The organism is Paenibacillus glacialis (assembly GCF_001637205.1).
GTDB lineage: Bacteria > Bacillota > Bacilli > Paenibacillales > Paenibacillaceae > Paenibacillus_AQ > Paenibacillus_AQ glacialis.
In genome coordinates this window covers 16,936-32,512 of sequence record NZ_LVJH01000021.1, presented here as the reverse complement: position 1 = coordinate 32,512, position 15,577 = coordinate 16,936, and the positions used below count along the sequence as shown (strand labels likewise).

17 protein-coding genes and 1 pseudogene are annotated in these 15,577 nt (G+C 40.1%); 3 read left to right on the top strand and 15 right to left on the bottom strand.

The features are described from left to right. Window positions 1-97 precede the first annotated feature (97 nt). Window positions 98-1,354: a DUF5050 domain-containing protein gene (locus tag PGLA_RS11900; protein ID WP_068532933.1), complete on the top strand. Its 1,257-nt coding sequence runs from the start codon at window positions 98-100 to the stop codon at window positions 1,352-1,354. Window positions 1,355-1,803: 449 nt separating this feature from the next. On the opposite strand, the gene PGLA_RS11890 is transcribed toward PGLA_RS11900, so the two are convergent. The 13 genes from PGLA_RS11890 to PGLA_RS11835 all read right to left on the bottom strand — a co-directional run bounded on the left by PGLA_RS11890 (window position 1,804) and on the right by PGLA_RS11835 (window position 11,500). Continuing rightward, window positions 1,804-2,709, bottom strand: coding sequence for an aminoglycoside phosphotransferase family protein (locus PGLA_RS11890; protein WP_068532928.1), 906 nt, complete (start codon window positions 2,707-2,709; stop codon window positions 1,804-1,806). A gap of 265 nt (window positions 2,710-2,974) precedes the next feature. Then, window positions 2,975-3,247: a GNAT family N-acetyltransferase gene (locus PGLA_RS29560; protein ID WP_342671690.1), complete on the bottom strand. Its 273-nt coding sequence runs from the start codon at window positions 3,245-3,247 to the stop codon at window positions 2,975-2,977. Between the two features lie 98 nt (window positions 3,248-3,345). Beyond that, window positions 3,346-3,564 (bottom strand): GNAT family N-acetyltransferase, encoded by a 219-nt coding sequence (locus PGLA_RS29555; RefSeq protein WP_342671689.1) that lies wholly within the window; start codon window positions 3,562-3,564, stop codon window positions 3,346-3,348. 64 nt (window positions 3,565-3,628) lie between these two features. Continuing rightward, window positions 3,629-3,823, bottom strand: a complete 195-nt coding sequence (locus tag PGLA_RS11880; protein ID WP_068532924.1) for a hypothetical protein — start codon at window positions 3,821-3,823, stop codon at window positions 3,629-3,631. A gap of 333 nt (window positions 3,824-4,156) precedes the next feature. Then, entirely contained in the window at window positions 4,157-5,419 is a 1,263-nt protein-coding gene (locus PGLA_RS11875) for a molybdopterin molybdotransferase MoeA (protein WP_068532921.1), read from the bottom strand. A gap of 156 nt (window positions 5,420-5,575) precedes the next feature. Beyond that, on the bottom strand, window positions 5,576-6,355 hold the full coding sequence (locus PGLA_RS11870) for a DUF4247 domain-containing protein (RefSeq protein WP_068532918.1): 780 nt from the start codon (window positions 6,353-6,355) through the stop codon (window positions 5,576-5,578). Window positions 6,356-6,366: 11 nt separating this feature from the next. Next, a complete protein-coding gene (locus tag PGLA_RS11865) occupies window positions 6,367-6,873 on the bottom strand; it encodes a DUF4178 domain-containing protein (RefSeq protein ID WP_068532915.1) in 507 nt (168 codons plus the stop codon). A 30-nt stretch (window positions 6,874-6,903) separates the two neighbouring features. Then, window positions 6,904-7,308 carry a DUF350 domain-containing protein gene (locus PGLA_RS11860; protein WP_068532913.1) on the bottom strand — a complete coding sequence of 135 codons (405 nt, stop codon included), beginning with the start codon at window positions 7,306-7,308 and terminating at the stop codon, window positions 6,904-6,906. A 135-nt stretch (window positions 7,309-7,443) separates the two neighbouring features. Then, window positions 7,444-8,109, bottom strand: coding sequence for a PspA/IM30 family protein (locus PGLA_RS11855; protein ID WP_068532910.1), 666 nt, complete (start codon window positions 8,107-8,109; stop codon window positions 7,444-7,446). Between the two features lie 93 nt (window positions 8,110-8,202). Next, a complete protein-coding gene (lpdD, locus tag PGLA_RS11850) occupies window positions 8,203-8,550 on the bottom strand; it encodes a prenylated flavin chaperone LpdD (RefSeq protein WP_068532908.1) in 348 nt (115 codons plus the stop codon). Window positions 8,551-8,592: 42 nt separating this feature from the next. Continuing rightward, window positions 8,593-9,525, bottom strand: coding sequence for a dihydroorotate dehydrogenase (locus PGLA_RS11845; protein ID WP_068532905.1), 933 nt, complete (start codon window positions 9,523-9,525; stop codon window positions 8,593-8,595). Beyond that, window positions 9,518-10,213, bottom strand: coding sequence for a dihydroorotate dehydrogenase electron transfer subunit (locus PGLA_RS11840; protein ID WP_068532903.1), 696 nt, complete (start codon window positions 10,211-10,213; stop codon window positions 9,518-9,520). Before PGLA_RS11840 ends, PGLA_RS11845 begins: the two co-directional genes overlap by 8 nt. Before the next feature lie 264 nt (window positions 10,214-10,477). Next, entirely contained in the window at window positions 10,478-11,500 is a 1,023-nt protein-coding gene (locus tag PGLA_RS11835) for an NADH:flavin oxidoreductase/NADH oxidase (protein WP_068532901.1), read from the bottom strand. A 132-nt stretch (window positions 11,501-11,632) separates the two neighbouring features. On the opposite strand from PGLA_RS11835, the gene PGLA_RS11830 reads away from it, so the two are divergent. Beyond that, window positions 11,633-12,490, top strand: a complete 858-nt coding sequence (locus PGLA_RS11830) for a polysaccharide deacetylase family protein (RefSeq protein ID WP_068532898.1) — start codon at window positions 11,633-11,635, stop codon at window positions 12,488-12,490. A 277-nt stretch (window positions 12,491-12,767) separates the two neighbouring features. Here PGLA_RS11830 and PGLA_RS26745 read toward each other — a convergent pair. Next, window positions 12,768-12,963, bottom strand: a pseudogene (locus PGLA_RS26745) (alpha/beta hydrolase); the annotation flags it as partial. A gap of 285 nt (window positions 12,964-13,248) precedes the next feature. Then, complete coding sequence (locus tag PGLA_RS11820; RefSeq protein WP_068532894.1) at window positions 13,249-13,908, bottom strand: helix-turn-helix transcriptional regulator; 660 nt, start codon at window positions 13,906-13,908, stop codon at window positions 13,249-13,251. A gap of 166 nt (window positions 13,909-14,074) precedes the next feature. On the opposite strand from PGLA_RS11820, the gene PGLA_RS11815 reads away from it, so the two are divergent. Continuing rightward, window positions 14,075-15,457, top strand: a complete 1,383-nt coding sequence (locus PGLA_RS11815; RefSeq protein ID WP_068532891.1) for an MFS transporter — start codon at window positions 14,075-14,077, stop codon at window positions 15,455-15,457. Window positions 15,458-15,577: the final 120 nt, after the last annotated feature.

The following is a 15,577-nucleotide window of genomic DNA, read 5'->3' as shown; positions in this document are numbered from 1 at the left end:
AACAATTGTACGAACATCAACACTACTTTCGATTTCTCAACGTATGTAACTACCAATATGACATTACATAACAAATTCAAGAAAGAAGGTCTCTCTTTTGAAAAAATGGATGTTGGTTCTACTTTCCTCTTTTTACTTGTTAGGTTCAGCTACAAGTTTCGTTAATGCGGCTGAAACTCCACCAATTACTGTCACTGTAAATGACCATCTGATTACATTCGATGTGAAGCCGATTCATGATCACGGTATAGTTCTTGTTCCCCTTAGATTTGTAGTGGATGAACTTGGCGGCAATATAACCTCATTGAATAACAACGAGTTGATCTTATCCAAGGGAACCACAACGATTACATTAAACATTGGCTCTAAGATCGTTAAGAAGAATCAAGAGCAATTCACGCTTACGAAGGCACCCATATTAGTAGACAGTAGAACGTTAGTACCCCTACGATTTCTCTCCGAAGCATTTGGTGCAAGCATAAAATACAGTAATAATAACGTGTCCATTGTTACTCATGAGTCACCTATTCTATCCCCTGCTATCCGTGGTAATTCTATCGGAAACCTTAACAACGGGGGATGGTATGCAAGTTACGAAGATTGGATATTTTTCAACAACCCACTTGACCAAGGCACACTTTATAAGGAAAAGTTAGATGGAACTGATCGGCACAAAATAAACGATGATGTATTTGTTGATAACCTAAATATGATTAACGAAAAGCTATACTACGTAAGTGGAAACACTATTTATAAATCAGATATAGACGGGACTAACCGAGAGATTGTGATGGAATTAGGATTGGGAGGACCACACTTGATGTCTGTTGTTGGCGACTGGATTTATTACACAAAAGGCACTTCTATGTTTATGCCACTGTACCGCATCCAAACTGACGGAACATCTAACCAATTACTTGAGAAGAATGAAGTATCAAGTATCGCAGTGGTAGATGGGAAAATCTATTATACTATGTATCTCAGTAAACTATTTATCATGGATGTTGACGGAAGCAATAAAAAGAAATTATTGGACGGTTCTTTCTCTAACATAGTTGTTAAAAATAATACGTTATACTTCAATTACAATAAAAATATTTACACGATGGGCACAGACGGAACATCCCTAACAAAAATATCAGATCACAATGCTCAAAATATTAACGTGAGTGGTGACTGGCTATATTACAGCAATTATTCCGAATACAGCAAGAAGTTATATCGAATCAACCTTATTGACCATACAACACAAAAACTCGGAGATGATAAAATATCTAATCTTCACATCTTAGATAACAAGATTTTCTATGCTAATCCTTTTGAAAGAAAAATGAAAGAAATTACTATTGATTGATTGTTTCGTTAATAGCTGCGCATAAAAATACGGATCTCCTTTTTAATAGAAGATCTGTATTTTACCATTTCTTCTTAGTCTAATTGCCTTTTGGAGATTTTGATTTAATCAAACATCTAGTTATCCAATATCCAATTGTCCAGATGAATACATACACGAACACGTATATAAATGCTGAACTATTTAAGAATACAAACATGATTACTAAATAAGTTATTATGGAGACTGATAACGATAAAATGACATTCGTATGTGTTATTGCACATGAGACCCCTTGTAAGATAAATACTACCGGAAAAATTATGACTAATCCGTCGATAATTAATGACTTAGCCTCTAGGTCTGACAAACTGAACATATTTGTAGAAGTCATTATGGAGATAATAGCCATTACCAATGCAGGAAATAAAGTAATTATGATATTTTTCTTCTTCATAATTAATCCCCCTCTATTTCTCTCCGATTATTTGATCTAACTGACTCAGAAAATCTTCCGTAAGTTCTAGTTGTCTAGTTGCAAATTCCAAATCTCCATGACCTGAAAGGGCGAAATCCAAATTACCTAAAGTAGACATCAGTATTCGTGCGGTGATAGCAAATCCAAAAGCTTTTAGATCGGAACTACTATCGATATGTTCCAACAAGTAACTAAAAGTTGGCTCTTCAAATCCGTTAAACAACACAAGATTACTAACAAATGATGCTACGTCCCAATAAGCGGGCATCAATGATACATCTTCAAAGTCCGTCCATATCCAGCCTTCAGGACTCGGTAATAAGTTTCTCGCATGGGCATCTCCATGACACGGCACTAACAATTGGGGCTCGACTCGCATCTGTTCATCTACGCTTACAAACATCTTTAATAAGGTTTGTATCCGCTGGTCGGAATAATTCCTCAATCTAACAGCCGATCGGCATGTCTTCTCCCAAACACCAAGTACTGGAAGTTCGTCAGAGAAATCCATCATAGCTACTGAAAGTCTGTTAATCAGTCCAAGAACCTCACTCGTTGTAGGAGGATGTAATTGAACAGGGGGTACATAGTTCCAATACGTCATCCATGTCCCACCTACGTCGTACGGTCGTGCATCGGTATGGTTAGAAGGAAGTAACACGGGAATTCCTTTGGATTGAAGGTGACGTGCTACCCGTAACTCCCGATCAAGTATCATGTATGCGTAGTCTGCATTTTCTTCTGATATGATAGTGGCTATTCGGGCCACAATTGGATATGGAGCCAAGTGAATGATCATGTTCCCACCATCACTAAGCTCAATAGGAATAATATTAGTTAATCCTATTTCTTCTGCAGTTGATAACACTTTTGAAAGAAGTTTGCTTTTATTCGACACTAGCACAGCTCCTTAATTAACATATAAAATCATCTTAGCGGAATGGGCTATGTATAGGTATACATCTTCCTATGAATCGAGCAATACTTAGTCGTACAGTTTGAGCTCCTTACTGTTGTTCTGTCCACAAGAGTAAGAAGTCCAGATTTAATGGGGTGGATGAGAAGAAAATCATCTGTAACAGTTTCAACGAAATAGGTGTCATCTTCACCGCCATTTTCCCTCCAAAGCGATAGTTACCTTTTCCTTCTGCCTAGTAATCTATCTACTCTTTTTTACGCTTAGCTAGTTTATATATATTATATTCCTCGATATCTAACTCAATGATGTCCAGAAAATCAAATCCGCTTTTTTGTATGACTCTATTGGATGAAATATTACGAATTAGAGCTAAAGCAATGAGTTCTTCCACGTTGGTATTCTCAAACAGATATTTAACTACGCCTTGTACAGCTTGGGTGGTATACCCTTTATTTGTATGTTTATTCGATATTGCATACATAATTTCTCTATTAGGAGGAGGCAACTCCTCTTTGATCCCTGTACAACACCATCCGATAAATCCACCGGTTTTCTTCGAAATAATGGCTAAACGAAGACGGAGTTCTCCGATGTTCCCACCCTCTGCTACAACGTTTAAAAACTGCTGTTTTCTGCTATTTCATAATGAACTAACCAATCTAACCTTTGCTCTTTAGGTGCATTCCAATCAGGCAGGAATTCAATTACTTCTGGTTCATGGGTGATGGCAACCATTTCGTCCAAATCCTCAACTTTATACTCACGCAAAATAATATCTTTACAATCAATCGTTAACTGATTGTTGCTTAAATCGAGGTGCTTATATGTATTCATTTCTGTCTCCTTCTTTATTGAAGTTAATCAGCTTAATGAATTTGATTTAATTTCTAATTCTTCTTTAGTATAATTTCAAAGTTAACCAAATAGCTACACCTATTGATATAAGGGCAGCTAATGATACAAAGATGACATAACCTGTTTTAGTATTATTAGCCGTATGATTATCATAAAACGTAGGTTTTCTACCGACCCCAATCCATAACTCACCAATTAAGTTCACTACGACAAGAGCAAAATTTCTAATCATTTTCACCCATACCACCTCCGATTATTAATCCCAATTATAACATAATATCCCTACCATTGGCATTCTGATGGCAATGTATTCCTATCAACCATTCAACCTAACTTCGGTAAGCAACATGCTCGATTTGAAGTTCCACCAGGTAGAAGTGCTTCATTATCTCAACTTATTTTTCTTGCAAAACCAGGCTCAACCAATTCGTACAAATTAATATTCTCTTCTAATTCTCAAAGTACTTTAGTATAAGCTTAAGTAATCTCTTTTCAAACAGAAGAAGACTACCCATCAATATTATTGACGGTAGCCCACTTTCATGATCCATTATATCCACGTGAAGCACATTTATCTCAACATCAACATTTGAACTTTATCTCCACTCTTCATCCCTTGTTGTCCTGGTGGTACGACGATTAGGCAATCACTATCCTTAATTGTTATCATGACACCAGATTCATCTATACCTGATGGCATGGCGTAAACGACACCTTCTCTAATCTCAGTCTTTCCGCGAACGTACCGTGTGAAATTGTTTACCTTAGAATAATCAGCACCCAATATCCCACTCCACTCCGTTAAATAGGGCTTCTGATCACCCATCATACCTCTGATGCTAGGTCGAACAAATAATTCACATCCAACGAAGCAAGCTCCCGGATTTCCGGAGAGAGCAAATAGTAACTTGCCATCTTTAACCGCTGCTGTTGTCACGCTACCTGGACGCATTGCGATTTTGTTGTACAACATTTCAACACTATCACCACGTACGAGGTCACCCATAATATCAAAATCACCAACCGATACACCACCACTAGTTACGACCATATCATACGCATGAAGAGCCTCTTCCACTTTCTCACGAGCTAGAGACAAATCATCCATAATAGCATCTAGAATAACGGGTTCCCCTCCAGCCTCGATCACTTGAGAAGCGAGCATATACGTGTTGCTGTTACGAATTTTCCCTGGTTGTAAAGGTTCATCTACCGATAACAATTCAGATCCTGTTGAGAAAATAGCTACCCGAGGACGACGATATACAGCCACATGATGAATGCCAAACGTCGCTAATACTGAAATTTCACCTGCTGAAATCGTAATCCCTGGACTAAGGATCAATTCTCCTGCCTGAAGTTCCAAACCGATGGGGGTTAAATTCTTCCCGATTTCAATATAACGTTTCAATCCGACAACAGATCCACCTTCATCCTCACGTATCTCTGTCATTTCGAACATCACGACCGCATCTGCCCCTTCTGGGACTTGTGCACCAGTCATAATACGTGCAGCCGTTCCTGGAATGATTGTTTTGTCAGATACCGTACCACAAGGAATCTCATCGATCACTTGAAGCCATATCGATTGATCATTGCTACAGCCCTCTGTGTCTGCAGAACGAATGGCATACCCATCCATTCCAGACCGGCGAAAATGCGGATATGGATGAGGCGCTGAAATCTCCTGCGCTAAAGTTCTTCCGTGACTCTCTTGCAATGTAACCATTTCGGTCTCGCCCACACTTATATATTGCGAAATCATGGATTGAGCAACGTTTACCTGAAGTGCTTTACGCTTAAATTTAGAGTTATTATGTATATCATCAGCCATGGTGTAACCTCCGATGGGAATTGTAGTTTCTTCTATAACATATCATTTTCACAAAAGATAAAAAAGACAGTATACGAAAACATGCTTCGTACACTGCCTATAGATGGAACAGTTCATTTATCAAAAGTTAGAAATCAACAAAACATTGTCGACTCTTTACCTTCTTTTACTTCGCCTACTAATTTTACCTGAACCAGACTTGGTCTTAGGCTTACTGATCGATTTCTTGGACTTATTAGAGCTGCTAGATGAACCAAAGATACTGGACCCTCCGCTATCGCTCCCTCTCTTTATCGTTCCCCTACTCGTATTGGAATCGTTGGCACCTCGGCTGAAGATCGTATCATCTTTACCACTAGAAGTGCTACTATTGCTCTTTCCACGACGTGTAATCGAACCTTTTTTCTCAACGGTTAGTGGAGGCGCGATTTTCTTATCATCCACCGTTGCCTTACGATAGGTGCCCTGTTTCGGTTTATAGACATTTTTACTTGAATATCCTCGATAGGAACCACTACCACCCATAGAGTCGAACAAATTCCCTATGATACTTGCTGCTATATAGCCTTGCAAGAAGCTCGAATCATAGTTTTTCTGTACATATTCTTTGGAATCCACTTCGATGAGCGTATCCTCTTTTTTGTCTGGGTCCTGTTGCAAATGATACCATTCTTTATCGTAGACAAGGAACATTCGCTCAGGATCTTCTGGTGAGATCTGATCCGGCTTACGTTCATCAGTAAGATCTTTAGCTACTTCGGGTACCGTCTGTCCTACAGCTCTATATACATATGAGGTTGCCGTACCCTCTTTATTCACAGATTCAAGCGGATAGGTTTTCGATAAATCCCCCGATGATCCACAACCACTTAATAAAGATATAAGTAAACTAAGAACAATCAATAATTTCATCGAAAGAACTGAGCGTTTCTTCACATGATCCTCTCCTAGCTTGCGCGAATGACTTTAACATCTGCTGAAATTAAGCTTTCACCTTCATACATCATGAAACGCCCATTCTGCCATTCAATACGAAGCAGAAAATTATCATCAGATTGGTACTGCCATACGTGCTGCTCTCCGCCTTGCATAAATGGTGCTCTTCCAGTAACTAACACATTTCCTTCGTATTCTTCCTCAAGATGAAAAGATCTTTCATCCAAATCAATGATACTTGGAACCTCGTTAGGATTATCTAACCTACCATCAATGGGTTTATACAACGCATACTGTAAATTCTCTCTTTCTTCAATATGAAGATAAGCGAGGTCCTGACCATCCTGTAACGTAAGTACTACGGCATTACGACTTCGATTGTGGACTCTACCCACAACTTCATATGTCACAAGAGATACTTCACATATATCACCAGGTGCAAGCCCTAACATGCTTTTCTCCTTCACAGGAGGTTCTGTTTTATTAAATAAGTTTCCAATTCGTTTAAACATACTCATCTTTTATGACTCCTCTCCTATTTTATTCTTTTACAAACAAGCAGTAATAATTAAAGCCCCTACAACGTGAAGGGTCCCACCAAATAGGCCATAACCAAGTTTTCCTTGCTGCGTTCCTAGATCTAAATCGAGTTTAGCCCATGCTCGTAAGCATACACGTACGATACTCTCCAATACAAGTAGAACAAGAAAAGAGATGATCGATACTACGATCGCTTCTAATAGTTCATTAGAGGAAGAGATGGATACTGATAGGATATATCCTTGTGCTAGTAGTTTCATCATCATCCGTGATGTAACTGCCATATTTCCTGCTTTAACCTCTTCAAAATCTTTGTATTTCGTAAATAAGGAGTCTACATAGAGTAGAACAAACAATAACACTGAGCCTACACCTGTCCAGACCAACACTCTTAGAACATACTCAAAATCCATTAAACTCGTCACCCCATATCATCAAATTACACATCAGACTTATTTTTATTCATATAAAAGCGAAGGAGGCCTATTTGATAAATTGGCTCCTTCGCCTGTTGAAACCTCATATTCACACAATGGATAAGAAGATTATTATTTCTCGTATTGTTTCATAAGTGCTGCAAGCTCATCTTCTACCGCTTGGTCTTTATTTAAGCTTTCGAACTCAGCATCCAATGATTTCTCACTTGAAGCTAATTCATTACTTGCTTCAGCTTGTGCTTCCATTTGCATCATCTTATCTTCCATGCGTTTAAGACCACTTGCTGCAGAATCAGTACTGAATCCTGTCATCGCTTTGTTAATTTCAGTCTGTGCTTTAGCAGCATTATAACGAGCTACCAACGTTTCACGCTTATTTTTCATCTCTGTCAATTGCTTGCGCATATCATCAAGCTTACCACGCAAGTTGTCAGCTGCTGCTTTGTTCTGATCATAATTCGTTTTGTATTCGTTCATCTTCACTTCCGCTGCTTTCTTCTCTTCCAAAGCACGACGAGCAAGATCAATGTTCTGAGCTTGAGCCGCTGTAGCTGCTTGTTGACCACGCTTAGCCACTAGTGCTTCTTGTTCTTCATAAAGTTGTTTGAATTTCTTCTCGATTGCAATTTGTGCTGCTACAGCTTTCTCAGCATCCTCAAGATCTTCATGCATATCTCTAATGTACTGGTCTGTCATTTTAATTGGATCTTCTGCTTTATCGATCATACTATTAATATTTGACATCGTTAAATCGCGTAATCTTTTGAACATAGACATAATTTGTTTCCTCCTAGGAAAATGTTTGTTTTTTATAATAAGGTTTACGCATTAAAAAAAATAATGTTTCATTTTTTTTAATATTTTTCCTTATTAGGCTCGAAGTTTGGATTCCTGCCGTAAAAAAACATCCATTTTACCGTTCACGATTGCAATGATATCCATGATTTCTTCTTTCGAAATATCATCATAATGAATTCCCATAGCTACGGTTACGGTTCGATTGAGCACCCGTGCAGCTTTGAGTGCTAAATCTTCACTTATGGTATGTTCTTTGTGTCCTGGAAGCTCCGATGTTTGTACTTCAACCTCACCGCTCAGACCTACATATGCCGTAGACACAGCGCCAATATGTGCAGCTCCTCCTGTGATGATCAACATCATATCACGTCCGATTGGAACTTCTGTTACTACAATATCCTCAGGATTGTATTCGTGCATACTTCTTCAGCCTTTCTTGTTCGGCAGGATCTATATAATATTCTATAATATTCCACGTATTTCGTCCAAAGATTTTATATTCTCAACTTGCATAAACTGTACTAGTCCCTCAATAAGATCTTGTCCTGCTCGAAGATTCATGAAATTATAAGTTCCAACCTGCACCACTGACGCGCCAGCCATGATGAATTCAATGACATCCGTTGCTGATACAATCCCACCCATACCCATAATGGGAATATTCACATGTTGAGCCACTTGATGTACCATTCGTAGTGCGATCGGTTTAATCGCTGGCCCCGACAGCCCTGCATAGAGGTTACGAAATACACTAGACCGACGATGTACATCTATTTTCATACCTGAAATGGTATTGATTAGAGAAAGTGCATCTGCCCCTTCATCTTCACACATCATGGCCATTTCTACGAGATTCTCTGCTCCTGGGGACAATTTAACCGTAAGTGGAAGAGACGTAGCTTGTCTAACCTGACGAACCACTTCGCGTGCAGCGCATGTCTTCACACCATAAGCTATACCTCCTTCTTTTACGTTAGGACAGGAAATATTCAATTCAATCATATCCACCGCTTGGCGTCCTAAAGCTTGTCTTCTATCATAATCTTCTTGAATAAGTATGGCACCCATCACATATTCGTCGATACTATTACCACCAAGATTAACGATTCGCACCGTGTCCAACGTCTCCCAATTCTCACATTCATGTTCTAAGAAATAGGGGATGCCTGGATTCTCTAACCCTACACTGTTTAACATTCCTGATGGCGTCTCAAATACCCTTAGTCCATCATTACCCGCCTTGGGATGTAAGGTGAGTCCTTTCCCACTAATACCACCAAGCTTGGAAATATCATATAACTTACCGTATTCTCTTCCAAAACCAAAAGTTCCAGATGCCATTACGATAGGATTCTTAAAATCAATATTCCCTACTCGACACGTTAAATCAATCATGGAACAAAACCTCCTCTGCCGCGAACACAGGCCCATCTGTACAAGCTTTTTTACGACGATCTACACAAGACACACTACATACTAGACAAGCTCCAATGCCACAAGCCATTCGATTCTCTAATGAAACATAGACACGGCTTAAGCACCCTGTTGTTTGTTGTTTCGTTTGGACCGCTCTCATCATGCCATGGGGTCCACAAGTTAGAATGGTATCGTATTGATGGAAATCAACATCATCCACGATATATCCCCCCACATTGGTATAAAGGTTACCCGCTACAGAACTGAAACGATCTAATAAATAAGGCTCCTTACTGAACCCTAGATAGATATCGGCATTCGGGATTTGTTGTGCGCAGTAATACAGTGGTGCTATTCCGATTCCTCCACCAATCAATGCTACTCTACCTTGCGTCTCAGGAAATCCATTCCCAAATGGACCTTCCAATGTAACCGGATCTCCAGGACGAAGTGCCGCAAGAAGTTCCGTACCTTCTCCAACCACTTGAATTAGAAACTCGATTCCTTCATCACTTTTATTGAAAATACTTATTGGACGAGAGAGTAACGGGTAGTTCCCCCACGCACGTAACATATAAAATTGCCCCATACGGCATTCATCATTTCGTTCTACCTTCAACAAATACACTTGTTCGCTTACACGTTCGTTAGATATTACTTTCCCCATGGGAATAAGCCTCCTTATCAACCACAATCCAGTTACTTAAAGATAGCTTATGAATTTATGAAAACAAATGACCTTTTTCACAGCACAGCAAAAAAACGTTACGGATGAGGTATTCTCTACCGAGACGTTTCATTTGTTGTAGATATTAAGGTGAAAGATAAATAATAGTCAGTTCCACACAGCGTTAATGAGTAAGTGAATTGAACACCTGATTTTGGGTCAGCTCCTATTTTTCATCTAATGTGTCTCTATCAATTAAGAATCCTAGAATCCTCTCAAGTATTGCTTAGGAATCTGCCCAGAGATATTTAATGATTGTGCTGCATGTAATGCCCAGTAAGGATCTTTCAGCATCCCACGTCCAATAGCGACTAACTCCGATCTATGAGCTTCAATGACTTGATTAGCATCTTCGAACGATTCCAGTCTTCCAACCGCAATAACGGGAACATATAGTAATGACCGTAAGCCTTCTGCTAATGCGACTTGAAATCCTTGGATGGCATTAGGTCCACCATTCGATCCAATGAGTCCCTCTCCACCTGAAGATACATGAAATAAGTCCACTCCAGCATCACGATATCGCGCACATATCTTTGCGCAGTAAGCCAGATCATAGCCTCCTTCAACATACTCGATCGCAGATACACGCATGATGATGGGCATTTCAGGAGGTGTAACTTGCTTCACAGCTTTAACAACTTCTTCTCCAAACAATGCAAGATCGGCTCCATATTCATCTTCTCTATGATTCGTAAGAGGCGAATGGAATTGATGGATCAAATAACCATGTGCACCGTGAATTTCAATCGTGTCATAACCTGCTTCTACAGCACGCCCTGCAGCATCCTGAAAATATTGAACTTGTTCTTTCACTTCTAATGTCGTTAGTGCTCTAGGAGTCTTTGATCGCTCGTCAAAGGGGATGGGTGATGGCGCAACAGGTGGTAGTGCATCTTGAGCTTTACGCCCCGCATGACCTATCTGAATACCAATTTTGCCGCCATTGTCGTGAACGCCTCTAACGATCGACTGGTGTGCTGGGATTTGTTCGTCATTCCACAACCCAGTATCTCGAGATGAAATACGCCCATCAGGTTCTACCCCCGTCATCTCTACAATAATCAAACCTGCACCTCCAACAGCACGACTAACATAATGAACTTCATGCCAGGAATTCGGAATTCCATCTTCTGCATGTACAGAATATTGGCACATCGGAGGCATCACAATTCTATTTTTCAATGTCATTCCTTTTAGCTCATAAGGTGTAAATAGATCCGTCATCGTCTATATTCTCCCTTCCCACTCTCCATATCTGTAACTATTATAATCTTTGCAAGCATAATTTCAACACGCTACGGAAATAACAACAAAGATTGTTCATCGCAGTTTCGATTCGAAGGGAGTCCCTTTTAAATGTTAAAAAAAATAGCCCTGTGTTTCATGTTCTATCTAATATTAGGCGGAATCCCCCAAGATCAGACTGAAATACGGGGTACGTCCATTCATACGTTAACGAAGTTATGCGTTGCTTCCGAGCCTATATTACATAAACAACAATCTAAACAGCACTCTAAAAAAGTGAACTCTACCCATCGAAATCAACAAAAGAATAAAGGTTTATCATTATCACAGCTTTATCGTAAATTCCCGGAGACGATTGTTACCAAAGGACCTAGAAGTAAAAAAATTGCGCTCACGTTCGATGATGTCCCAGATCCACGCTTCACACCAGCTGTGTTAAATGTACTCTCTAAATATCACGTAAAGGCTACCTTTTTTGTCGTTGGTAAGCGTGCAGAGGAATATCCCGGTCTCGTCTCTCGTATGAAACGCGAAGGTCATGCCATTGGTAACCATTCCTATGATCATCCTCTATTCACCAAAATACCTTTATCACAATTTCAGAAGCAGATAATAACGACAGACATGATCATTCAACATATCGTTGGTTACAAACCAAGGATCATACGCCCTCCTTATGGGGATATTACAGAAGAGCAGTTGAAATGGGCCAAGAAACAAGGCTACAAAATCGTTAACTGGAATGTGGACTCTCTAGACTGGAAAGGACTTCGTAAAAATGAAGTGAAAAAGAATATTCTTTCCTCTGTAGGACGAGGTTCAATCATTCTTCAACATGCAGGGGGAGGGGTCGGATCAGATCTGACTGGCACCATCCAAGCTTTACCCGAAATCATTCAGATTCTAAGGAGCAAAGGTTATACCTTCGTGACCGTTCCAGAATTATTACATATACCAGTTAACAAATAATAAGGTGGGTTTGTATAACCCAATTTATTTAAGGTGACTCCAAGTTGTATTCAACCACTCAAAGAATTTCTCCTCTTCCTCGAACTGTGGATAATGAGCCGATTTCTCAAATAAGACAAATTCTTTTACGGGAGGCTTTCAGCACATCAAAGCCTCTCAGTTGTTCTAGTCTTTCCACATCTTTTATGTTACCAGCTGTCTTTGCCTGACCTAATGAATACTCAAAAATTATCTCGTTCACTTTTCGCAATGTCGGCAACCTGTCCGATTCCAATATCTTCCCACTCCCCCGTTGATCATAACGAACGATCGTAAAATTCTTCTCAAGCAATCGGATTGCGTTTATCCACTCCCCTAATCATCACTTCTTGTCCAGTGCCATTGATTTGTATCTGTTCTAATGTACTTATACTATGATCTCCTTTAATTGAGGGTGTCCATGTAGGAAAGATTAATGCAACCACCACAACCATCACAATTAACAATTAATTTTTTTCAATATTTTCATCCATTTTCTTTTCAATAGTCTGCTCCTTAGGCAAGGGTTATTTTTCCAAATCGTAATCATACATGATTTTTATGCGATTTCATACTAGAAAAAGTCATAAACAGCGTTTACACCAGAATTAACAAAAAACCACGTCCTATGACGTGGTAATATCCGTTTGTAGTGCAATCTAGGGGGATTGAATCCTTGACCTCATCGCAAACCCGAGCTGGAACCGTACAAAAACCACTATTTTAGAAGGCCTTAGTATCTAATTGATTCGTTCACTAACCCTATAGACACAGTTTCTTCCGCCCACCAAAATATGCTCAACCCGTTCGACAAGAACACTATTTCCAAGGACGGTTTGAAAGAGATTTAACTCATTCTTACATAACCCGGCACAGGTAGCAGCAGCTTCACAGATCGGACAATGCTTCTCAATAAACAACAGGCTTCCATCGCCTTGATCCTTTACCTCAGCCATATAACCTTCATTTGTTCGAATATCGGCTAGTTTCTCCATTTTCCCCCTTAAGTCCGATGCGTCACTAAGGTGCAGAAGATATTGGTCAAGCATATTCTTATTCCGGACAGCCAGTAGCTTATCTAGCCCCTCGTTTCCGAAAGCCTCTCTCATTGAATTAATCAGACTGACTGACAATTCCGAATACCCGCTTGGAAAGTACCGATTAGCCTCAGGAGTTAATCTCCATAGCTTTGCTGGCCGGCCCATAGGGCGAGCTTCTTCTTCATAAGTAACTAATCCTTCTTCTTTCAGCGCATTTAAATGCTGACGAATGGCCATCCCAGATAGAAAAAACTCTGAGGAAAGTGCGTTGACATCCATTCCCCCCTGCTGCTTTAGCAGATCAATGATCCCTCTTCGTGTCTTTGTTGAGGTATCCTTATTCGTTTGATTTCCGCTCATAGGGCCCCTCCTTTTAAAACAACGTCTCTACATCACTCTCTACATTTTAAATAAAAATGTTGACAAAGTCAAAGCCGAACTGTAGCTTAAACTTTATAAATAAATATGTTTACTAAGTATCCGGATATGGCGTATACATAAAAAACTTTCTTGGAGGTTACATCCAATGTCTAACAATCAAAGCATTTTCAGTCCGCGTTATGTTGCACTATCGGTAGGAATTATTCTGTCAGTGATGGCAGTAGGATTTGAAGGTTTAGCTGTAACTACGATCGCCCCTTCCATCGCAGGTGATTTGAAAGGCATTCATCTGTTTGGATGGATATTTAGCACTTATCTGCTTGCCCAGATTGTTGGCACCTTGGTGGTAGGTCGTATCATTGATAAAAAAGGACCTGCAGCACCATTTACTTACGCACTTGTTTTGTTTATCGTGGGGCTGATCGTTGCCGCGACTGCAAGCGACATGTATATGATGATATTAGCACGAGCGATTCAGGGCCTTGGTGCTGGTGCTATGATGACTTGCGTGTACACCGCCATATCCTTAAGTTACCCCGATGAATTACGTGCCAAAATACTCGGTGCATTCGGGACAGCCTATGTTCTTCCATCCATGCTAGGTCCATATGTTGCCGGTTTAATTGCTGGGCAGTGGTCTTGGAGGTTTGTTTTCTGGGGTATACTACCAATCATAATTCTATCAGCACTACTTAGCCTACCAGCCTTTAGGAAATTAAAGGTACATAGTACACAAGAGGGGAATGGAGCCACCTCTACTTGGTTGGCCTTATTGTTAACGATGGGAACAGGGATTTTCTTAGCTGGACTTGGCATGCTACCGAAAATTACAGGGGTTATATTAAGCATTGTTGGCTTAGCAATAATGTCATATCCACTTCGCAAGCTACTACCAAAGGGAACTCTTACATTCCAAAGAGGTATGCCAGCTATTCTAGCAACACGGGGACTGTTCTTCGCAGCATATGTCAGCACGCAGAATTTTCTAGTACTAGGTCTAATAGATATAAAAGGTATTTCCCCAGCTAATGCTGGATTAATTGTGGCTAGCGCCGCACTAAGTTGGTGTCTCTTTGCTTATCTACAAGGACGGTGGGATACGGCGGATCAGGGTCTTGGGCGTAACAAAAGAATTATCCTAGGCGTGCTGCTACTTACACTCGGATTTGCAGTCGTGTTTTGGATTCCAACCGTAACGCCTACTTTAGCGGTTATTGGGCAAATCATAGCGGGGATCGGAATGGGATTAGCCCATCCAACGAGCGGTGCGGTGGCATTTGCTCATACTCGAGAAGAAGGGGCTGGCGAGACCTCAGCAAATCTGCAATTTGCGGATTCTTTTACACCAGGTGTCGTCATTGGTATAGGCGGTGCCATCCTAGTTGTTAGTCAGGCTGCAGGATTGACGATGCAATCTGGATTAATTGTAACGATGGGATTCAATCTTGTGTTAATACTAATGAGTTTATTCGCAAGTATTCGTATCACATCTGAAAGTTCAATAAGTATACAAAGCGGAATCAAGTGAACTCTTTGCTCAACCCAAACAATAAAAGCCACTTCTTAGGAAGTAGCTTTTATTGTTTGGGCGGAGCCCTAGGGAATCCCACCCCTGACCTCACAACGATAGCATAGCCGAAATTAGCTT